19 protein-coding genes and 1 riboswitch are annotated in these 19,546 nt (G+C 64.5%); of the genes, 13 read left to right on the top strand and 6 right to left on the bottom strand.

Annotated elements, in window-relative coordinates:
* Positions 1-10: 10 nt before the first annotated feature.
* The 5 genes from WA983_RS11050 to WA983_RS11030 all read left to right on the top strand — a co-directional run bounded on the left by WA983_RS11050 (position 11) and on the right by WA983_RS11030 (position 4,248).
* Positions 11-1,192: a type I glyceraldehyde-3-phosphate dehydrogenase gene (locus WA983_RS11050; RefSeq protein ID WP_424312026.1), complete on the top strand. Its 1,182-nt coding sequence runs from the start codon at positions 11-13 to the stop codon at positions 1,190-1,192.
* Positions 1,193-1,196: 4 nt separating this feature from the next.
* Positions 1,197-2,594, top strand: coding sequence for a class II fumarate hydratase (fumC, locus tag WA983_RS11045; protein ID WP_424252399.1), 1,398 nt, complete (start codon positions 1,197-1,199; stop codon positions 2,592-2,594).
* A 68-nt stretch (positions 2,595-2,662) separates the two neighbouring features.
* Entirely contained in the window at positions 2,663-3,043 is a 381-nt protein-coding gene (locus WA983_RS11040) for a DUF488 domain-containing protein (protein ID WP_424252397.1), read from the top strand.
* 90 nt (positions 3,044-3,133) lie between these two features.
* Entirely contained in the window at positions 3,134-3,463 is a 330-nt protein-coding gene (locus WA983_RS11035; RefSeq protein WP_424252395.1) for an NfeD family protein, read from the top strand.
* Positions 3,464-3,531: 68 nt separating this feature from the next.
* Positions 3,532-4,248, top strand: a complete 717-nt coding sequence (locus WA983_RS11030; protein ID WP_424252425.1) for a slipin family protein — start codon at positions 3,532-3,534, stop codon at positions 4,246-4,248.
* Here WA983_RS11030 and WA983_RS11025 read toward each other — a convergent pair.
* Complete coding sequence (locus WA983_RS11025; protein WP_424252394.1) at positions 4,205-4,696, bottom strand: TlpA family protein disulfide reductase; 492 nt, start codon at positions 4,694-4,696, stop codon at positions 4,205-4,207. The genes WA983_RS11030 and WA983_RS11025 overlap by 44 nt on opposite strands.
* 238 nt (positions 4,697-4,934) lie before the next feature.
* Here WA983_RS11025 and WA983_RS11020 point away from each other — a divergent pair, with 238 nt between their 5' ends.
* A complete protein-coding gene (locus WA983_RS11020) occupies positions 4,935-5,267 on the top strand; it encodes a c-type cytochrome (RefSeq protein WP_424252392.1) in 333 nt (110 codons plus the stop codon).
* Between the two features lie 85 nt (positions 5,268-5,352).
* Positions 5,353-6,987 carry an L-aspartate oxidase gene (nadB, locus tag WA983_RS11015; protein ID WP_424252390.1) on the top strand — a complete coding sequence of 545 codons (1,635 nt, stop codon included), beginning with the start codon at positions 5,353-5,355 and terminating at the stop codon, positions 6,985-6,987.
* Between the two features lie 50 nt (positions 6,988-7,037).
* Here nadB and nadC read toward each other — a convergent pair whose 3' ends face one another.
* Both nadC and nadA read right to left on the bottom strand, forming a co-directional pair.
* A complete protein-coding gene (nadC, locus tag WA983_RS11010; protein ID WP_424252388.1) occupies positions 7,038-7,910 on the bottom strand; it encodes a carboxylating nicotinate-nucleotide diphosphorylase in 873 nt (290 codons plus the stop codon).
* On the bottom strand, positions 7,907-9,046 hold the full coding sequence (gene nadA, locus WA983_RS11005; protein ID WP_424252386.1) for a quinolinate synthase NadA: 1,140 nt from the start codon (positions 9,044-9,046) through the stop codon (positions 7,907-7,909). Before nadA ends, nadC begins: the two co-directional genes overlap by 4 nt.
* A gap of 87 nt (positions 9,047-9,133) precedes the next feature.
* A riboswitch (yybP-ykoY riboswitch) is annotated at positions 9,134-9,273 on the top strand.
* Positions 9,274-9,348: 75 nt separating this feature from the next.
* On the opposite strand from nadA, the gene WA983_RS11000 reads away from it, so the two are divergent.
* The 5 genes from WA983_RS11000 (at position 9,349) to WA983_RS10980 (ending at position 15,549) form a co-directional block, all read left to right on the top strand.
* Positions 9,349-9,924, top strand: a complete 576-nt coding sequence (locus WA983_RS11000) for a TMEM165/GDT1 family protein (RefSeq protein WP_424252384.1) — start codon at positions 9,349-9,351, stop codon at positions 9,922-9,924.
* Positions 9,925-9,981: 57 nt separating this feature from the next.
* Positions 9,982-11,262 (top strand): arsenic transporter, encoded by a 1,281-nt coding sequence (locus tag WA983_RS10995; protein ID WP_424312063.1) that lies wholly within the window; start codon positions 9,982-9,984, stop codon positions 11,260-11,262.
* Between the two features lie 146 nt (positions 11,263-11,408).
* A complete protein-coding gene (locus tag WA983_RS10990; RefSeq protein ID WP_424312025.1) occupies positions 11,409-13,295 on the top strand; it encodes an FAD-dependent monooxygenase in 1,887 nt (628 codons plus the stop codon).
* Between the two features lie 28 nt (positions 13,296-13,323).
* Positions 13,324-14,493: an ABC transporter substrate-binding protein gene (locus tag WA983_RS10985; protein WP_424312024.1), complete on the top strand. Its 1,170-nt coding sequence runs from the start codon at positions 13,324-13,326 to the stop codon at positions 14,491-14,493.
* Between the two features lie 87 nt (positions 14,494-14,580).
* Positions 14,581-15,549, top strand: coding sequence for a LysR substrate-binding domain-containing protein (locus tag WA983_RS10980; protein WP_424250745.1), 969 nt, complete (start codon positions 14,581-14,583; stop codon positions 15,547-15,549).
* On the opposite strand, the gene WA983_RS10975 is transcribed toward WA983_RS10980, so the two are convergent.
* Genes WA983_RS10975 through WA983_RS10965 form a run of 3 tightly spaced genes read right to left on the bottom strand, consistent with a single transcriptional unit; the run spans position 15,518 to position 18,394 of the window.
* A complete protein-coding gene (locus WA983_RS10975; protein ID WP_424250743.1) occupies positions 15,518-16,393 on the bottom strand; it encodes an AEC family transporter in 876 nt (291 codons plus the stop codon). The genes WA983_RS10980 and WA983_RS10975 overlap by 32 nt on opposite strands.
* Before the next feature lie 58 nt (positions 16,394-16,451).
* Positions 16,452-17,348 (bottom strand): NAD(P)-dependent oxidoreductase, encoded by an 897-nt coding sequence (locus tag WA983_RS10970; RefSeq protein ID WP_424250742.1) that lies wholly within the window; start codon positions 17,346-17,348, stop codon positions 16,452-16,454.
* Positions 17,349-17,389: 41 nt separating this feature from the next.
* The gene (locus tag WA983_RS10965; RefSeq protein WP_424312023.1) at positions 17,390-18,394 is read right to left on the bottom strand and encodes a Gfo/Idh/MocA family protein; all 1,005 of its coding nucleotides are present in this window, start codon (positions 18,392-18,394) and stop codon (positions 17,390-17,392) included.
* A gap of 97 nt (positions 18,395-18,491) precedes the next feature.
* On the opposite strand from WA983_RS10965, the gene WA983_RS10960 reads away from it, so the two are divergent.
* Complete coding sequence (locus WA983_RS10960) at positions 18,492-19,391, top strand: LysR family transcriptional regulator (protein ID WP_424250739.1); 900 nt, start codon at positions 18,492-18,494, stop codon at positions 19,389-19,391.
* Positions 19,392-19,546: the final 155 nt, after the last annotated feature.

Here is a 19,546-nt window from a genome sequence, read left to right as displayed (position 1 = left end):
GCCCCCCGCCATGCCCGCTGACCGCTTCGAACCCGCCGTCTCCCGTCCCCTGCGCATCGCCATCAACGGTTACGGCCGGATCGGGCGCTGCGTGCTGCGCGCACTGATGGAATCCCCGTACCGTGATCGTCTGCAGGTCGTGGCGATCAACGAGCCGGCGGACCTGGAGTCCATGGCCTACCTGACACGCTTCGATTCGACCCATGGCATCTTTCCGGGGACGGTCCGCGTGGTCGAGGACGGGCTGGAGATCGCCGGCCGGGCGATCCCCGTCTTCCATGCCAGGGAACCGGCCGATGGCCCTTGGGAGCAACTGGAGTTCGATCTGCTGTTGGAATGTTCCGGCGCCTTCTCGACGCGTGACCACTTGCAGGCATTTCTGGACGCAGGCTGCCCGCGGGTGCTGGTCTCGCATCCCGGCAAGAGCGCAGCAGACGTGGATTGCACCATTGTCCACGGCATCAATGATGATGAATTGCGCGCCGATCAGCGCATCGTGTCGGCGGCTTCATGCACGACCAACGCCGCCGTCCCGATCCTGGATCTGCTGGAACGCCGCCTGGGCGTGGATGGCGCCTTCCTGACCACGCTGCATTCGGTGATGAACGATCAGCCCATGATCGATGGCTATCACCACACGGATCTGCGCCGCACCCGTTCGGCCATGCAGTCCATCGTGCCGGTCGCCACGGGCCTGGCCCAGGGCATCGAGCGCATGCTGCCCGGCTTGGCCGGCCGCATCCAGGCCAAGGCGGTGCGGGTGCCCATCCTCAACGTCTCGGCCATCGACCTGGCCGTCAATCTGCGCCAGGACACCAGCCCGGAAGCCCTGAATGCGCTGTTCGCCGAGGCGGCCCGGCACCGCCCCGACCTGATCGCCTGCGCCGACCAGCCCCATGCCTCGGTGGACTTCAACCACGACCCGCACTCGGCCGTCGTCGATCTGGGCCAGACCCGGGTCAACCAGGGCCGTTTCGCCAATCTGCTCATCTGGTTCGACAATGAATGGGGCTTCGCCAACCGCATGCTCGACGTGGCGCGGGTCTGGGCGGATTGCTTTTTGCCGCCGGGCCGTCCCGAGGCAAAAACCGCCCCCCTTTTGGGGGCGCCGCGCAGCGTGGGGGACGTTTCTTCGGTCCTGACCGCCGCCGCCTCAGTGCCAGAACCCTTTTCCTCATCTCCCGGAGTGTGACATCATGGCCGACAGCCGTACCGAAACCGATTCCATGGGCGCCATCGAGGTGCCCGCCGCGCATTACTGGGGTGCGCAGACGCAGCGTTCCATCCAGAATTTCCCGATCGGTGTAGCACGGTTTCGATGGCAGCCTCCGGTGATCCGCGCCCTGGGCGTGCTGAAAAAGGCTGCCGCCCAGGCCAACGCCGAACTGGGTGAACTGCCCGCCGACATCGGCAATCTGATCGTGCGCGCCGCCGACGAAGTCATCGAGGGCAAGCTCGACGGCGAATTCCCGCTGGTGGTGTTCCAGACCGGCTCGGGCACCCAGTCGAACATGAACGCAAACGAAGTCATCTCCAACCGGGCCATCGCGCTGGCGGGCGGGCAGGTGGGCTCCAAGACTCCGGTGCACCCCAACGACCACGTCAATCGCGGCCAATCGTCCAACGACACCTTCCCCACGGCCATGCACATCGCGGTGGCCGAAGAACTGGCACGCCATTTCTTCCCGTCCGTCGGGCGCCTGCGCGCCACGCTGGACGCCAAGGCCAGGGCCTTCCAGGACATCGTCAAGACAGGACGGACCCACCTGCAAGACGCCACGCCGATCACGCTGGGTCAGGAAATCAGCGCCTGGGTGGCGCAGATCGACTTTGCCCTGGACACCGTACAGGCGGCGCTGCCGGGCGTCTACGACCTGGCGATCGGCGGTACGGCCGTGGGCACCGGCCTGAACGCCCACCCGCGTTTCGGCGAACTGGCCGCCGCCCGCATTGCCGACATCACCGGACTGCCTTTTCGCAGCGCAGAAAACAAGTTCTTTGCCCTGTCGGCCCACGATGCGCTGGTGAACCTGTCGGCGGCGCTGCGCACCCTGGCCGGCGCGCTGATGAAGATCGCCAACGACGTGCGCTGGCTGTCCAGCGGTCCGCGCTGCGGCATCGGCGAACTGCTGATCCCGGAAAACGAGCCGGGCTCGTCCATCATGCCGGGCAAAGTCAATCCCACCCAGTGCGAGGCCATGACCATGGTCTGCGCCCAGGTCTACGGCAACGATGCCGCGGTGGCCTTCGCCGGGTCCCAGGGCAATTTTCAGTTGAACGTCTACAAGCCCGTGATGGTGCACAACGTCCTCGAAAGCATCGGCCTGCTGGCCGACGCCTGCCTGTCCTTCGATGAGCATTGCGCCGTCGGCATCGAGCCCAACCGGCCGCGCATCGAGGAAAACCTGAACAAGAACCTGATGCTGGTGACGGCGCTGAACCGCCACATCGGCTACGACAAGGCGGCCGCGATCGCCAAGAAGGCTCACAAGGAACACAGCACCTTGCGCGAAGCCGCGCTGTCGCTGGGCTTTCTGACGGATGCGCAGTACGATGAATGGATCGTCCCTCTGGACATGACGCATCCCAGTTGAGACTGATCGTGCCGACTTTCCGGCCGCAAGGCCGGGGTCCGGGCGGGCAGTCCGGAAAGGCAGGTATTGTGAAATCATCCATACAGATCAAGCGCGCTTACGAAGCGCCGTCGGACACGGACGGCCTGCGCGTGTTCGTCGACCGGCTCTGGCCGCGCGGCCTGTCTAAAGACACGTTCCATTATGATCTGTGGTGCAAGGACCTGGCGCCCAGTTCGGCGCTGCGCACCTGGTTCGGCCACAAGCCCGAGCGTTGGGACGGTTTCCGCCGCGACTATGCCGTCGAATTGAAGGACGAACAGGCGCAGGCCCGCATCGGCGAGGTCTTTGCGGCGGCCCAGGGCAGGCGCGTCACCCTGGTGTTCGGCGCCAAGGATACGGAACACAATCAGGCGGTGGTCCTGGCCGATGTGATGAACGACTACGCCAAACGGCATCGCATCGGCTGAGCCGCCCTCGTTGCGGCTTGGCCGCATCCGGCGGGCACGGTCCGGTGCAATCCGGACCGCGCGCATCCGTCGATCTTTCTGGACAAGGACATGCTGCTGGTCTATTTCGGTTCGCAATCGGTCTGGGCGCTGTCGCTGCTGGGTCTGATCCTCCTGCTGGGCGTGATCATCGCCATCCAGGCCCATCGCGGCCGTGCACGGGGCGGCAACGAAGAACTGCCCGGCATGGTCGGTGAAGTCACTCAGGCGTCCGATACGCGTGGCCGGGCGCGGGCCCTGGTACGCGGCGAGATCTGGCAGGTGCATGCGTCCACGCCTTTACGCCTCGGTCAGGCTGTGCGCGTCCGGGCCGAACACGGCCTGATGCTGGAAGTCGAACCCGTCCCCGAGCGGGATGTTTCTCTGGGAGAACCCTCATGATGTTTCTGGAACTGGATTCAAGCCTCGTCCTGGTAGCGCTCATCTTCCTGGTGTTCGTGCTGTTCAAGATGTTCCGCATCCTGCGTGAATACGATCGCGCAGTGATTTTCACACTGGGCCGGTTCACGGGCAGCAAAGGGCCGGGGCTGATCATCGTGATTCCCTTTCTGCAGCAGGCGGTGCGTGTGGATATGCGTGTGGTGACGCTGGACATCCCGCCTCAGGACGTGATTTCCCGCGACAACGTCTCGGTGCAGGTCAATGCAGTGCTGTATTTCCGTGTCGTGGACCCGGGCAAGGCCATCATCCAGGTCGAACGCTACCTGGAGGCCACCAGCCAGTTGGCGCAGACGACGCTGCGGGCGGTGCTGGGCAAGCACGAACTGGACGAGATGCTGGCCGAGCGCGAAAAACTGAACCAGGACATCCAGACCATTCTGGACGCCCAGACCGACGGCTGGGGCATCAAGGTCACCAATGTCGAGATCAAGGACATCGGCCTGAACGAGACCATGGTACGGGCCATGGCGCGCCAGGCCGAAGCCGAGCGTGAACGCCGCGCCAAAGTCATCCACGCCGAGGGCGAGCGCCAGGCGGCCCAGGCGCTGGCCGATGCGGCCAATACCCTGGCCCGGGAACCGGCCGCCATGCAGTTGCGCTACCTGGAGACCCTGTCCCAGGTGGCGGGCGACAAGTCGTCCACCCTGGTGTTTCCGATCCCCATCGATCTACTGGCGGGGTTCATGGGGCCGTCGCGTCCGCTTCGGCCAGAAGCTGACCGATGACTGCGCCTGCGCGCAGGTCATCCAGGCGGCCGAAATGATGCAGGCGCACGTTGCCCCGGGCATCCAGAATCACCAGGGATGGCGTGCCCTGCAGGCCCCAGGCCTGCATGGTCAGGGGGATCGGATTGCCGGACGGGGAAGGCCGGTCGATGCCCACGGGAAAGCGGATCCGGTATTCGTGCAGGAACGCCCGCAGCGCGATTTCGCCCATGGCCGCATGATGCTCGAAGACCGTGTGCAGGCCGATCACCTGAACGCGTCCCGGCGGAAAGGACTCGTGGATCGCCTTGGCCTGGGGCAGGCCGTGAGACACGCAGCCCGGACACAGCATCTGGAAGGCATGCACGACCACCACGGTGCCGCGCAGCGATTCCAGCGTGGGCGCGGCCTCGTGGATGTTCAGCCAGGTTTCGATGTCCCAGGAGGGGGGCAGCGCGCCGTTGATCATGGTGAAACTCCGCAGTGAAGTCGTTCAGTTCCATGATAGGACGAGCGTACAATCGAGGAAAGACGCGGGGGCCGGAAAACCTACGAATCGTAGTGCTAATCTACCGTCCACCCGCCGCCCGTGGTGTAATGAGGCCTTTTCGCCGCTGCTGGTGGGCGGAAAAAGAATCATGCCGGGCACCCTGTCGGGCGTTCGTTGGAAATTTTTTGTTTAGTTTTAGTATGACGGAGATTTACACATGAAACTGTCTGCTCTCGCCTTGAGCCTTTCTCTGCTGGCCATGGGCCAGGCCGCGCACGCTGCGCCGGATTATGCCCAGGTCAAGGACATCCTGACCAAGAACGCCTGTCTGGCCTGTCACGCGGTCGACAAGAAGGTCATCGGCCCGGCGTACGACGAGGTCGCCGCCAAGCACAAGGGCCAGGCGGATGCCGCCGAAGTCCTGACCAAGCACATCAAGGGCGGCAGCTCGGGTGTCTACGGTCCGATCCCGATGCCGCCCAACGTCGGGATTTCCGACGCCGACATCAAGACGGTGGTCGACTGGCTGGTCGCCGGCGCCCCGCACTGATCGCCTGATCTTCTGATCGGCAGCGACCCTGCGCGCGGCCATCGGCCGCCGCAGGGTTTTTCTTTTGTTCTTCGAGAGTTCGTGGATGAACCATCAGTACGACGTCCTGATCATCGGCAGCGGCCTGGCCGGCCTGACGGTGGCACTGCATCTGGCGGCCGACAAGAAAGTCGCTGTGTTGTCCAAGAAGGCCTTGCTCGATGGGGCCAGCAACTGGGCGCAGGGCGGCATTGCCGCCGTGCTGGATTCCCAGGACAGCCATGACGAGCACATCGCCGACACGCTGGTCGCGGGCGCCGGACTGTGCGACACCGACGCCACGCGCCACATCGTCGAGCAGGGTCGTTCGGCCATCGACTGGTTGATTGAACTGGGTGTGCCCTTTACACCTGATCGGGGCGCTGAACTGGGCTTTCACCTGACCCGCGAGGGCGGCCACAGCCAGCGGCGCATCATCCACGCCGCCGACGCCACCGGCCACCTGGTCCAGCAGACGCTGGAGCAGCAGGTCCGGGCGCATCGCAACATCACTCTGCTGGAATATCATTCCGGGGTCGAACTCATCACCAGCCGCATTCTGGCCGATGGCTGGCCGGCTGCCGCCAACCAGCCGGCCCGCTGCCTGGGAGCCTACGTCTACGACGAGCGTGCCGACCGCGTGCATACCGTGCTGGCATCGCGCGTCGTACTGGCGACGGGCGGCGCAGGCAAGGTCTATCTGCACACCAGCAATCCCGATACCTCCACGGGCGACGGCATCGCCATGGCCTGGCGGGCGGGCTGCCGCGTGGCCAATATGGAATTCATGCAGTTCCACCCGACCTGCATGTACCACCCGCAGGCCAAGTCCTTCCTGATTTCCGAGGCCGTGCGCGGCGAGGGCGGGGTGCTGCGCCTGCCGGCTTCGGCCGGCGCCCAGGCGGGCGAGCGCTTCATGCAGTGGCACGACGAGCGCCTGGAACTCGCCCCGCGCGATGTGGTGGCCCGCGCCATCGATTTCGAGATCAAGAAACGCGGCCTGACCCACGTGGACCTGGACATCAGCCACCGGCCGGCCGAGTTCATCCGCGAACATTTTCCGACCATCCATGCCCGCTGCCTGGAATTCGGCATCGACATGAGCCGCGAGCCGATTCCAGTGGTGCCGGCGATGCATTTCACCTGCGGCGGCGTGGTGGTCGACATGAACGGTCGCACCGATATCCCCGGCTTGTACGCGGTGGGGGAAACCGCCTATACCGGCCTGCATGGCGCCAACCGTCTGGCCAGCAATTCCCTGCTGGAGTGCCTGGTGATCGGCCGTAACGCCGCGCACGACATCGACGCTCAAGCAGAGGAAAAATCCGTGCCCGGCCAGGTGCCGGATTGGGACGACAGCCGGGCGCGCGACAGTTCCGAAGCCGTGCTGGTCACGCACGCCTGGGACGAGGTCCGGCGCCTGATGTCCAACTACGTCGGCATCGTGCGTACGCAAAAACGCCTGGGCCGCGCGCGTCAGCGCATCAGTCTGCTGGATCAGGAAATCGAAGCGTACTACCAGGAACACCGGGTCACCAGCGACCTGCTGGAATGCCGCAACCTGATCCAGGTCGCCGCCCTGGTGGTGGCCGCTGCGCTGTCGCGCAAGGAAAGCCGCGGCCTGCATTATTGCCAGGATTTCCCCTGGACGCTGCCCCGGGCCTTGCCCACGGTGATGACGCCGGAAGACGGGTTTCTCTGAGAGGATGATGCCGGCCCGCGCGTGTGCTGCGGGCCGGTTTCAGACGCGTTTCAGACGATGCGCAGAGAATAATCGACGGCCTGGATGTCTTTGGTCAGGCTGCCGATGGAAATCCGGTCCACGCCCGTCCGGGCGATGGCGCGTACGGTGTCGTGGCGGATGCCACCAGAGGCCTCCAGCAGGGCGCGGCCGGCGTTCAGCGCAACGGCTGCAGCCAGATCGTCCAGGCTGAAATTATCCAGCAGTACGGAGACTGCCCCGGCGTCCAGCGCCTGCCGCAGCTCGTCCAGCGATTCGACTTCGATCTGGATCGGGACGCCGCCCGAGACGTCCTGTGCGGCCCGCAGGGCGGCGGCGATGCCGCCCGCAGCCATGATGTGGTTTTCCTTGATCAGGATGCCATCGTACAGGGCCAGGCGCTGGTTCTTGCCGCCACCCACGCGCACGGCGTATTTTTCGGCCAGACGCAGGCCGGGCAGCGTTTTGCGGGTGTCCAGAATAGACGCGCGCGTGCCTGCGGTCAGGTCCACGTAGCGGCGGGTGGCCGTGGCCACACCGGACAGCAGTTGCAGGAAATTCAGGGCCGTGCGCTCGGCGGTCAACAGCGCGCGTGCCGGGCCGTGCAGGCGGCAGACCACGCTGTCGGCCTCCATCAGATCGCCCTCGGCGTATGCCCAGTCGAGCAGGATGCGTTCATCCACCCGGTGCATCACGGCCTCGAACCAGGGCGCGCCGCACAGCACGGCGGGCTCGCGCACGATGACGCGGGCGGCTTCGATCTGCTCGTCGGGGATCAGCAGGCCGGTGCGGTCGCCCGAACCGACGTCCTCGGCCAACGCGCGTTCGATGTTGGACTCGAGGGAGGATTGCAGGTCGGCCGGGAAGGGGGCGTGCGGGTTGCGCAGAGTCGACGAAAGGCTCATGCCGGGCCAATCCCCGAAAACAGGGCTTGTTCCTGCGCCAGATCGGGGCCGGGCCGGGTGTTGCCGCGGCGTGCGGCGGCGAAGTCCAGCATGCGGTCGATGCAGACCTTGGCCTGGCGGCCCAGGGCCGGGTCCAGATGGACTTCGGATGTGCCGAATTCCAGCGCATCAGCCACGCCCTTGAGGGAATTCATGGCCATCCAGGGGCAGTGGGCACAGCTCTTGCAGGTGGCCGATTCGCCCGCGGTGGGTGCGGCAATGAAGGTCTTGCCGGGTGCGGCCAGGCGCATCTTGTGCAGCAGGCCCTGGTCGGTGGCGACGATGAAGGTCGTGGCGGGCGACTCGGTCACGGCCGCCAGCAGTCGCGAAGTCGAACCCACCACGTCGGCCTGAGCCACGACGGAAGCGGGCGATTCCGGGTGCACCAGAATCCGGGCGCCTGGGTGTTCCTTGCGCATCAAGTCCAGTTCAAGGCCCTTGAACTCGTCGTGCACGGTGCAGGACCCCTGCCACAGCACCATGTCCGCGCCGGTTTCGCGCTGGATGTAGGAGCCCAGATGACGGTCCGGTGCCCAGAGGATCTTGTGACCCTGGCGGTGCAGCTCGGACACGATATCCAGACCGATGGAGGAGGTCACCATCCAGTCGGCCTGAGCCTTGACGGCGGCGCTGGTGTTGGCGTAGACCACCACGGTTCGGTCGGGGTGTTGCGCCCGGAACTCGGCAAAAGCCACCGGATCGCAGCCCAGGTCCAGGGAACAGGTGGCGTCCAGATCGGGCATCAGGATGCGTTTTTCAGGCGACAGGATCTTGGCCGTCTCGCCCATGAAGCGCACGCCCGAGACGACCAGCGTGTCGGCCGCGTGATCGCGTCCAAAGCGCGCCATTTCCAGAGAGTCGGAAACGCAGCCGCCGGTTTCCTCTGCCAGATCCTGGATGTCGGCGTCCACGTAATAGTGCGCGACCAGGACGGCGTTGCGGGACTTCAGCAGGCGCCGGATGCGGTCCTTCTGGAATTCTCGTTCTTGGGGAGACAGCGGCGGATTCACCCGGGCCCAGGCTTCGGCCACCGTATGGGTGCCGACAGCCATGTCCGGGCGGTCGAATTCAACGATTCGGGTACCTGAAGGCAGCATGGTGATTGGGATCGAGGCAGAAAAAACGGGTAGAAAGCCATCATACGACAAAGCTGCCGGTATCGTCCGGTGTGGTTATAATTCGGGCCACCCGTCATCGGGGAGTAGCCGACTCGCGCTGAGACAGCCATCCGTTCCGGATGTCGCACCGCGCGCAGTGCATGCGTCAACACACTTGGCCGTCCGGCCATGGCGCACGCGGTTCGTGGATATCGCATCTCGGACCTGGCAAGACCGCTGACTGCGTTTCCCGTCGCAAGGGGCCGGCGGGGACGTAGTCGCGTCAGCCCCGGATGTTTTTCATGGATGCCTTCCTCGTTTCCACCGGCATGGTCGCCTTGGGTGAAATCGGTGACAAGACCCAATTGCTGGCCATCATGCTGGCGGCTCGCTACCACCGGCCCGGTCTGATCTGCCTGGGCGTGCTGATCGCCACCCTGGCCAATCACGCGCTGGCCGGTCTGGCCGGACAGCTGGCCGCGCAACTGCTCGACCCCGTCGTACTGCAATGGGTGCTGGGAATTTCTTTCCTGCTCATGGCCGGCTGGCTGTTGATCCCCGACAAACTCGACGAAACGCCCAAGCCGATGCGTGGTCTGGGTGTGCTGACGGCGACGATCACGCTGTTCTTCCTGGCGGAGATGGGGGACAAGACCCAGATCGCCACGATCGCCCTTGCGGCGCGCTACGACAGCCTGATCGCGGTCGTGGGCGGCAGCACGCTGGGCATGATGCTGGCCAATGTGCCGGCCGTGTATTTCGGTGCGCGTGCAGCCGACCGGCTGCCGGCCCGCCTGGTGCACGGCATTGCTGCGGCGCTGTTCGCGATCCTGGGCTGTGCGATGCTGCTGCGCGCGGCCGGCTGGTTGGGGAGTTGACGTGGATGCCGTGCAACCAGATGCGCTCAAGCGCTTCGCCCTGCCTGTGAAGGCAGTCTGATGCTGGCTCTGGCCCTGTTCGTCCTGACGCTGGTGCTGGTCATCTGGCAGCCACGCGGCCTGGGCATCGGCTGGAGCGCCAGCCTGGGCGCGGGGCTGGCGCTGCTGACCGGCGTCATCCAGCCAGCGGACATCCCGGTGGTCTGGGGCATCGTCTGGAACGCCACCGGCACCTTCGTCGCGGTCGTGATCATCAGCCTGTTGCTGGAGGCTGCCGGTTTCTTCGAATGGGCGGCCCTGCACATGGCCCGCTTGGGCGGCGGCCGAGGTGGACGCCTGTTCGTCCTGATGATTCTGCTGGGCGCCGGCGTCAGCGCGTTGTTCAACAACGACGGCGCGGCGCTGATCCTGACTCCGATCGTCGTCGCCATGCTGGCTGCGCTGCGGTTTTCCTCCAAGGCGACGCTGGCTTTCGTCATGGCGGCAGGCTTCATCGCCGATACCGCCAGTCTGCCGCTGGTGGTGTCCAACCTGGTGAACATCGTCACGGCGGATTACTTCGACATCGGCTTTGCTCGCTATGCGGCCATCATGGCGCCGGTCGATCTCGCCGCCATCCTCGCCTCTCTGGCGGTCCTGGGTCTGGTATTCCGGCGCGCCATCCCGCCGCGCTACGACGTGCAGAGGCTGTCCGTGCCGGCCGCCGTCGTCCGCGACCGGCCGACGTTCCTGGCGGGGTGGGGCGTGCTGGCCTGGCTGCTGCTGGGCTTTTTCGTGCTGGAACCTCTGGGTATTCCCGTCAGCGCGACGGCGGCGATCGGTGCCCTGGTCCTGGCCGGCGTGGCCGCCCGGGGCGGGCGCATCCCGGTCCTGCGACGGGTGCGCGGCGCTCCCTGGCAGATCATTGTGTTCGCTCTGGGCATGTACCTGGTGGTCTACGGCCTGCGCCACGCGGGCCTGACCGAGTTTCTGACGCGAGCCCTGGACTGGCTGGCCGGGCAGGGGGTCTGGACGGCCACCCTGGGCACGGGGCTGTTGAGCGCAGCCCTGTCTTCCTTGATGAACAACCTGCCCACGGTCCTGATCGGCGCCCTGTCGATCGAGGCGTCCCAGGCCCAGGGCGCCGTGCGGGAGGCCATGATCTACGCGCACGTGATCGGCTGCGATCTGGGCCCCAAGCTGACGCCCATCGGCAGTCTGGCCACGCTGCTGTGGCTGCACGTGCTGCGCGGCCGGGACATCCGCATCGGCTGGGGACAGTATTGCCGGATCGGTCTGGTGTTGACGCTGCCGGTGCTTGGTACGGCGCTGGCGATGCTGGCCTGGCGGATCGGGTAACAAGACATACTATTCTTCGTATGAATAATAGGAATATTTCATTCTTTAAATTATGAAATATTCATGATCCGATCTTAGAATGTTCAGCAGTTCTTCTCGCGAAAAGATCGACGCCTGGGTTCCCAGGATTCCTTCAGGAGACTGCCTTGAAATACCATCATCACGGGTACGTGTCGCACGATCCGCGCATTCAGGCGCCGGCCGGCGCCGGCATCGATCGCCCGGAAGAATTGCCCGACCGCGTGGACGTCCTGGTCGTCGGGGCTGGACCCGCCGGCATGATCACTGCGGCTCAGTTGTCCCAGTTTCCCGGTATCGTCACACGCATCGTCGATCGCCGTACCGGGCGCCTGGAGGTCGGCCTGGCCGACGGCCTGCAGCCGCGCAGCATCGAGACCTTCGAGGCTTTCGGCTTTGCGCAGCAGTTGATTGCCGAAGCCTGCGTGGTGACGGAAACCATATTCTGGAAAGCGGACCCGGACAAGCCGGCGGACATCGTCCGAGTGTCCCGTGTCGCCGAGGATCCGCACGACGTCAGCGAATATCCCCACCTGACCGTCAATCAGGCCCGAGTGCTGGACTATTTTGCCGAGTTCATGGCCCATGCGCCCACGCGCATGACCCCTGATTACGGTTATGAACTCCAGAGTCTGACGGTTGCCGAAACGGGCGACTACCCCGTGACCGTGCGCCTGGCCCACGTCGGTGATGCGGGCGGACAGGAACGCATCGTGCACGCCCGCTATGTCGTGGGCGCCGATGGCGGGCGCAGCAGCGTACGCAAGGCGCTGGGCCTGGCGCTGCACGGTGTATCGTCCAACCACGCCTGGGGCGTCATGGACCTGCTGGCCGATACCGATTTTCCGGACGTCCGCATCAAATGCGCCATCCAGTCGGAAGCCGGCAACATCCTGCTGATTCCCCGCGAAGGCGGGTTCCTGTTCCGCCTGTACGTGGATCTGGGCGAGGTCTGCGCACAGGATGGCGGCGCCATCCGCAACATGCCGCTCGACCAGATCATCGGCCGGGCGCAGCGGATTTTCCATCCTTACCGGCTGGACGTGCGCGAAGTGGCCTGGCATAGCGTGTACGAAGTCGGCCATCGTTTGTGCGACCATTTCGACGATGTGCCCCAGGCAGGGGCGCAAGGTCGCGCGCCGCGCGTGTTCATCGCCGGGGATGCCGCTCACACGCACAGCGCCAAGGCGGGGCAGGGCATGAACGCTTCGATGCAGGACGGCTTCAATCTGGGCTGGAAGCTCGGGCACGTCCTGGAAGGCCGCTGCACCGTCGATCTTTTGTCGACCTATTCGGCCGAACGTCAGCAGATCGGCCAGGATCTGATCGATCAGGATTTGCGCTGGGCTACGCAGATGGCCAAATCGGCGGAGGCTTTCGCCAGCCACGCCGAGTTCGAGCAGGCCTATCTGCGCATCACCGAATTCGCGCAAGGTTTCATGACGCAATACGGGCCTTCCATGATCACTGCAGCGGCCACGCACCAGGCCCTGGCTGCGGGCTATCCGATCGGCAAGCGCTTCCGGTCCGCCGAAGTCATGCGGGTCGCAGACGTCAATCGCCAGCACCTGGGTCATGAAGCGAAGGCGGACGGCCGTTGGCGGATCTACGTGTTCGCCGATGCGGCGCACGCCGGAGAGGACTCACCCGTCGCCGCGCTGGGACGCTGGCTGGACGAATCCCCCGAATCCCCCATCCGGGGCTATACACCTGCCAGCCAGGATGAGAACGCCTGGTTCGACCTCAAGGTGATCTATCAGCAGGATTACGCTGCCGTCGATATCGGCCGGGTGCCCCGGGCCTTTTTGCCACGAGTGGGCACCCACGGGCTGATCGACCTGGAAAACGTCTACGCGACGCTGGCCGATCAGGATATCTTCCGGCTGCGCGGCATCGACCGGCAAGGGGCCATCGTGATCGTGCGCCCCGACCAGTACGTGGCGAACGTACTGCCGCTGACGGCCACGGACGAACTGGCCGGATTCATCCGGACCTTCGCCAGCCGGCAGCAATGACAACAGGCTTCAAACAAGGAGAGAGACCATGAAACTGCGCAACATCCTGGGCGTTGCCGCCCTGTCCCTCGGCGCGGCGGCACTCGCGTCGCCCGCTCATGCCAAAGATCTGACCATCGGCCTGGTGCTGTCGATGTCGGGGCCGTTTTCCGACTATGGCAAACAGATCCAGAACGGCATCGAGACATTCATGGCACAGCATGGTGACACGGTGGCCGGTCGCAAGGTCAAGCTGATCATCAAGGACGACACGGGCATCGCCCCGGCCATCGCCAAGCGCCAGGCGCAGGAACTGCTGATCAAGGACAAGGTCGACATCCTGGCCGGCTTCGATCTGACGCCCAATGCCTTCTCGGTCGCGCCGCTGGCAACCGAGGCCAAGGTGCCCATGATCGTGATGAACGCGGCCACCTCCTCGATCACGGAGAAGTCGCCCTACATCGTCCGCGTGTCGATGACGCTGCCGCAGAGTTCCTGGGCCATCGCCCAGTGGGCGGTCAAGAACGACATCAAGTCGGCCTACATCCTGGTGGCGGACTACGGCCCGGGTCATGACGCCCAGACGCAGTTCAAGAAGACCTTCACCGAACTGGGGGGCAAGGTGCTGGGCGAGGTGCGTACGCCGGTCAACACGCCCGACTATGCGCCGTTCCTGCAGCGCGTGAAGGAAGCCCGTCCCGACGCGCTCTTTTTCTTCGTCCCGCCGGGCAGTTCCATGGTTGCGCTGGCCAAGAACTTCCGTGAAATGGGCCTGGACAAGATGGGCATCAAGGAAATGGGCCCGGGCGACATGACCGACGAGAACTCCCTGGCGGCGCTGGGTGACAATGCGCTGGGCATGATCACTGCCTTCCATTACTCGGATGCGCACAACTCGCCGGAAAACAAGACTTTCGTGGACGCCTACACCAAGGCCCATCCGCAGGACCGCGCCAACTTCATGTCGGTGGGCGGCTATGACGGCATGCAGCTCATCTACAAGGCCTTGGAAAAAACCGGTGGCGACGCCAGCGGCGACGCTTTCATCGCAGCGGCCCGGGGCCTGCAATGGGACAGCCCGCGCGGTCCCATCCAGATCGATCCTGAAACTCGCGATATCATCCAGAATGAATACATCCGCAAACTGGAGCGGGTCGATGGCAAGCTGCAGAACATCGAATTCGCGACCTTCGAGGCCGTGAAGGATCCGGGCAAGTGAACCGCTGAACCCTGGGATCGTTCAGAGACTCTGTCGGGGCACCGGGTCTGTCGCGTGCCACCGTCGCTCTCATCCTGGATTCGAGACATGGGTAGTGATTGGACCGACCGCATTCGTCTGCGCAACCTCAGATTTCTGCTCAGCCTGGCCCAGACCCGCAACCTCAGCCATTCGGCGGCCGCGATGCACACCACGCAGCCCGGCCTGTCGAAATGGCTCAAGGACCTGGAAAGTGACGTGGGCCTGACGCTGTTCGAGCGCCACGCCCGAGGGCTCACGCCGACAGTCCATGGTCAGGCGCTGATCGAGCATGCCCGCCGCATCGAAGCCCAGCTCGACCGTGCGGCGGCCGACATGAACATCCTGCGAGAGGGCGGGGCGGGGCACGTGGCGCTGGGTGCCTCGGGTGTGGCGGCGACCGAGGCCGGTCCGCTCGCCGTACTGGAAATGGCCGCGCGCATGCCCCGCCTGCGCATCGATCTGGTCGAAGGCACCATGGACCTGCTGTTGAACCAGCTCAGCCAGGGCGATCTGGACATCGTCATCGGCCGGACGATCGAGGATGATGCGAGCCTGGTCGGTTTCGATTCCGAACTGCTGTACACCGAGCCGGTCGACCTGGCCGTGCGCCGTGACCATCCTTTGGTGGGACGCGCGGCCATCGGCTGGGACGACGTCCGGCAGTACCGCTGGGTCGTCTGGCCCAAAGGCTCGCCGATCCGCAAGGCGCTGGAGACCGCGCTGGCCGAAGCGGGCCTGAGCCTGCCGCCCAATTACATCGAATCCAACTCGGTCATCGCCAATATTGCGCTGCTGCGCAACAGCGATGCGATCGGCGTCGCCTCGCATCGCTCCGCGAGCGCGCTGGAAGACATGGACCTGTTGCGCATCCTGCCGCTGGCATTGCAGTGTTTCGGGTCGGTGTCGATGTATTGGCGCCGGGACGAATACCGGCCGAAGTCGGTGGAACTGGCGCTGGATTGCATCCGCCACGTACTGCGTGCGCCCGACGGAAAGCTCAAGGTCAAAGGCGCAGAGCCAGCGCGAAAGGAATGAAGCCGAGGGCCATCGCGTTGCCGATCATGACGATGGCCGCCACTTTTTCCGGCTCCTGGCGGTAGCGGTCGGCAAAGATGAAGCAGGACACGGCGGGCGGCAAGGCGCCGAACAGGAACAGCACGTCCATGTCCGCCTTGCTCAGGCCGGCGAGGGTGCCATACGCCCAGGCCGTCAGCATGCCGGTGAGGGGCGTGACGATGGCGCCGACCACGCCGATGCCCAGCATCGACCCGACGCGTGTCGAGGCCAGACGGGTGCCCAACGAGAAAATCATCAGCCCCAGGGAAATGTCGGCCAGCAGGCGGCACGCCGACAGGAGCGGCGGCCACAGTTCAATGCCGTTCAGGCTCACGGCCACGCCGAGCGCCGCTGCCACGAGGAAGGGTTCGCGCCAGAGGGTGCCGAAAGAAAACCCGCCGCTCAGCAGCCAGGGCGAGAGGATGAACTGCAGGACGGTCATGATCAGCATCAGCACCACGGCGGCGCCCAGCGCCTGATCGCCGTAAGTAAAGAGCATCAGAGGCAACCCCATATTGCCGACGTTGTTGAACATCGCAGGCGACACGAGCGTTTTCGGATCGATTTTCAGACAGCGCGCGACCAGCCATGCCAGCAAGCCGGAGCCGCAGACCACCAGGACGCAGCCTGCGGCGATGGGGATCTGATCGGCCAGGTCGAAGCTTTTCCCCGCCAGCACGGTAAAGATGAGCGCCGGCAGGAATACTTCCATGTTCATGCGGTTGGCCGCCGCCATGTCCGGCTTGGTCCAGCGCGCGTAGAAAAACCCGGCCGCGACCACGGCAAAAAGCGGAAAGACGATGAAGACGATGCGATGGATCATGAAAGGATGCGTGTATTCATGTCAGCCAGCCAGCCGGCAGGCTGCCGGCGCCTGGGTTTCAGGCGCTCCGGGTGACCTCGATGCCGGTGATGTCTTCAAGGATCTTGATCAGGCACTGGTTGTCCTCGCCGGGAAATTTGGTGATGCCCGCCTGGAAGAACTGCTTGGCCATGCCCGTGGTCATCATGGGCATGCCGCATGCCTCGGCCAGCGCCATGGTAATCGAGAGGTCCTTGCAGGTATTGGCGATATTGGCCCCGGTGCCCTGAAAGCGCCGGTCCATGACGGCCGGGATGGCGCTCTGGAACAGCGCCGTGTTGGCGACACTGGTCCCGATGACGGAAAACAGCGTCTCCGCCGAAACGCCGGCCTTGACGCCCAGGGCCATGGCTTCGAACATCCCGGAATAGACGCAACCCACCAGCCCCTGCAGGCAGGCCTTGACGATCTGCCCCTGGCCGGGCTGGTCGCCGACGTAATTGATGTTCGCGGCAATGGCGGCAAACACGTCCGCACAACGTTCGAATGCGTCCCGGGGGCCGGAGGCCATCAAGGTCAGCGTCCCGGCATCCGCGCCTTTCTGTCCGCCCGAGACCGGACAGTCGATCAGAGTGATGCCGCGCGCGGCGGCCCGTGCCGCCAGGGCCTTCACGGCTGCGGGTCCGATGGTGGCGGTGACGACGATGACAGCATCGGGCTGCAGAGTGTCGAACAGGCCATCCGGGCCGGCCATCACGGCTTCGCATTGCGCCTCGGTGACGACCATGACGAAGACCAGCTCCGAACAGGCGCCTACGGCGGCGGCTCCCAGACACGGCCGTCCTCCCAGCCCGGCGAGCGTGTCCCGCTTGTGCTGATTGCGGTCGAAGCCGGCCAGTGAAAAACCCTGGCTCAACAGATTGCGGGCCATGCCCATGCCCATATTGCCCAGGCCGATGATGCCGATCTGTTTCATGACGGTTCCTTGTCTCGTGTCGTGTGCGTGCCTGAAGGCCTTCAGAGCGGGATGGCCGTCTGCGTGCGTGCCGATTCGAGGATGGCATGCGAGATCTTCAGCGTCTCCAGCGCATGGCGGCCACTGGCCGATCCGTCCTCGCCTTTGTCCTGGCATTCAAGAAAATACCGGTTGGCGTTCAGATAGGACGGGCACGTCGCAAAGTGGTAGACGTCGTCCAGCCGGATGAGATGTTCGTGAGGCATGTCTGCGGTGCGCAGGCGCAGGCGGTTGAAATCGAACAGATCGTCGCCTTCCAGGATGACGGTCCCTCGCGTGCCGACGACACCGCGTGCGCTCATCTTCAGATGGGAAGACCAACTGGCGTGCAGGACGCCCATGGCGCCGTTGCGCATGGAGAGCAGGGCGTTGACGTTGTTGTCGAAGGCCGGCGCATCGGCGAATGTGCCGCGCACGTCGGCCCGGACACTGGCCACGGGTCCGAGCAGTTGCCAGACCATGTCGATGTCGTGCGACAGCGACTCGATGCTCATGCCGCAGACGGTGCCGGCCTTGCGCCGCCAGGTGTCGTGCTGCGTGCCGGCATTGCCGCCCAGCATGCCCATGCGGTTGATGAAGACGTTGACGACCTCGCCGATCTCGCCGGATTGGACGATGCGGAGCAGTTCCTGGAAGCCGGCACGGAACCTGTGATTGAAATCCACCATCAGCCGGACGCCGTTGGCCTCGGCCATGTTCACCAGGATCTGTCCGTCGGCCGGGGTGATTGCCATCGGTTTTTCCATGAAGACGTGGCAGCCGGCTTCCATGGCAGTCCTGGCATAGTCGATACGGAAGGAGGGTGGGGTGCAGAGATGCACCATGTCCAGCTCTCCGGCGATTTCAGCCAGATGGCTGACGACGCGCGTGCCGCAGGCATCGGCCAGTTTCCGGGCGCTGTCGGTATTGACGTCGATCACGCCGCAGATTTCCACGTCGAGCTGTTTCAATGCGCGGGCATGGCAGTAGGCAATGGCTCCTGCACCGATGAGGGCGGTCTTCTTCATTCTCGCTCTGGTCCTGTTCAAGCCTGGGATGAGTGAGTCTAATGTGAATCGTTTAATATATTATTAGAGAATGAATTCACTCATTAAGAACTGAATAATGAGCAATGATCCGGATCTGCATGATCTGCGCCTGTTTGGCAAGGTCGCCAGTCTGTCCAGCTTCGCCGCCACCGCCAGGGAATACGGCATTGCCCCGACGTTCGTCAGCAAGCGGATTGCCATGCTGGAGCAGGCGCTCGGTGTCAGGCTGCTGCATCGGACGACGCGGCGCGTCAATCTGACCGACGAAGGACGCAAGGTTTATCGCTGGGTGCAGCGCATCCTGGAAGACGTCGAGGAGATGCGTGATGAGATCTCGGAGGCACGCAGCGAACCCAATGGTCCGATCCGCATCAGCTCCAGCGCCAGGCTGGGCCGCACCCATCTGGCGCCGGCGCTGTCGCGCTTCAAAAGGCATCATCCCGGGATCGACGTCTGGCTGGAATTGCTCGATCGCCCCGTCGATCTGATCGGCGAAGGATTCCATCTCGACATCCGGGCCGGCGAGGTGCGTGAACATCATCTGATCGCGCATCGCATCATACCGAGCGCACGCATCCTCTTTGCGGCGCCGTCCTACATCGCGCGTCATGGCATGCCGCAGGATCTGGCCGGACTGGCGCGCCATGAATGCGTTCTGCTGCGGGAACGTGAAGAACCCTTCGGGACCTGGCGCATGAGTGGACCGCAGGGTGGGGAATCGGTCCGGGTTTCGGGCACCCTGGCCTCGAACGACATTGATGCGGTGCTGCACTGGGTGCGAGACGGTCACGGCATCGCCTGCAGCGCCGACTGGTTGATCCGGGACAGTCTGGACGATGGATCGCTGGTCCGGGTGCTGCCGGCATACAGCCAGCCCGGCGATGTCTGGGCAGTCTCTTCGTCACGGGCCGCGCAGTCGGCCCGGATCAGGATCTTTCTGGAATTCCTGAAGGAGCAGATGGGGGCTCTGTCATGACCGGAGCGCTGCAGGCTTCTTTCTTTGACTTTACATAATATACATTATGCGAATTAAAGACGGGCGCATGGGCCAGGAAAGAGCCCGCTGTTCTTCAAGCGCCTGTACCGCCGATCACGGTAAGATGCCTCTGTTTTTCCTCCAACGGCCCCGCG

This window comes from Castellaniella sp. (genome assembly GCF_049650445.1).
In the GTDB taxonomy this organism is placed as follows: Bacteria; Pseudomonadota; Gammaproteobacteria; order Burkholderiales; family Burkholderiaceae_B; genus Castellaniella.
Note: the sequence above shows the minus strand (reverse complement) of the source record. Positions and strands in the feature narration are given on the sequence as shown.

Coding starts and splice junctions, on each gene's coding strand:
- WA983_RS11050 (WP_424312026.1), top strand. CDS start 11: ATGCCCGCTGACCGCTTCGAACCCGCCGTCTCCCGTCCCCTGCGCATC.
- fumC (WP_424252399.1), top strand. CDS start 1,197: ATGGCCGACAGCCGTACCGAAACCGATTCCATGGGCGCCATCGAGGTG.
- WA983_RS11035 (WP_424252395.1), top strand. CDS start 3,134: ATGCTGCTGGTCTATTTCGGTTCGCAATCGGTCTGGGCGCTGTCGCTG.
- WA983_RS11030 (WP_424252425.1), top strand. CDS start 3,532: ATGTTCCGCATCCTGCGTGAATACGATCGCGCAGTGATTTTCACACTG.
- WA983_RS11025 (WP_424252394.1), bottom strand. CDS start 4,696: ATGATCAACGGCGCGCTGCCCCCCTCCTGGGACATCGAAACCTGGCTG.
- WA983_RS11020 (WP_424252392.1), top strand. CDS start 4,935: ATGAAACTGTCTGCTCTCGCCTTGAGCCTTTCTCTGCTGGCCATGGGC.
- nadB (WP_424252390.1), top strand. CDS start 5,353: ATGAACCATCAGTACGACGTCCTGATCATCGGCAGCGGCCTGGCCGGC.
- nadC (WP_424252388.1), bottom strand. CDS start 7,910: ATGAGCCTTTCGTCGACTCTGCGCAACCCGCACGCCCCCTTCCCGGCC.
- nadA (WP_424252386.1), bottom strand. CDS start 9,046: ATGCTGCCTTCAGGTACCCGAATCGTTGAATTCGACCGCCCGGACATG.
- WA983_RS11000 (WP_424252384.1), top strand. CDS start 9,349: ATGGATGCCTTCCTCGTTTCCACCGGCATGGTCGCCTTGGGTGAAATC.
- WA983_RS10985 (WP_424312024.1), top strand. CDS start 13,324: ATGAAACTGCGCAACATCCTGGGCGTTGCCGCCCTGTCCCTCGGCGCG.
- WA983_RS10980 (WP_424250745.1), top strand. CDS start 14,581: ATGGGTAGTGATTGGACCGACCGCATTCGTCTGCGCAACCTCAGATTT.
- WA983_RS10975 (WP_424250743.1), bottom strand. CDS start 16,393: ATGATCCATCGCATCGTCTTCATCGTCTTTCCGCTTTTTGCCGTGGTC.
- WA983_RS10970 (WP_424250742.1), bottom strand. CDS start 17,348: ATGAAACAGATCGGCATCATCGGCCTGGGCAATATGGGCATGGGCATG.
- WA983_RS10965 (WP_424312023.1), bottom strand. CDS start 18,394: ATGAAGAAGACCGCCCTCATCGGTGCAGGAGCCATTGCCTACTGCCAT.
- WA983_RS10960 (WP_424250739.1), top strand. CDS start 18,492: ATGAGCAATGATCCGGATCTGCATGATCTGCGCCTGTTTGGCAAGGTC.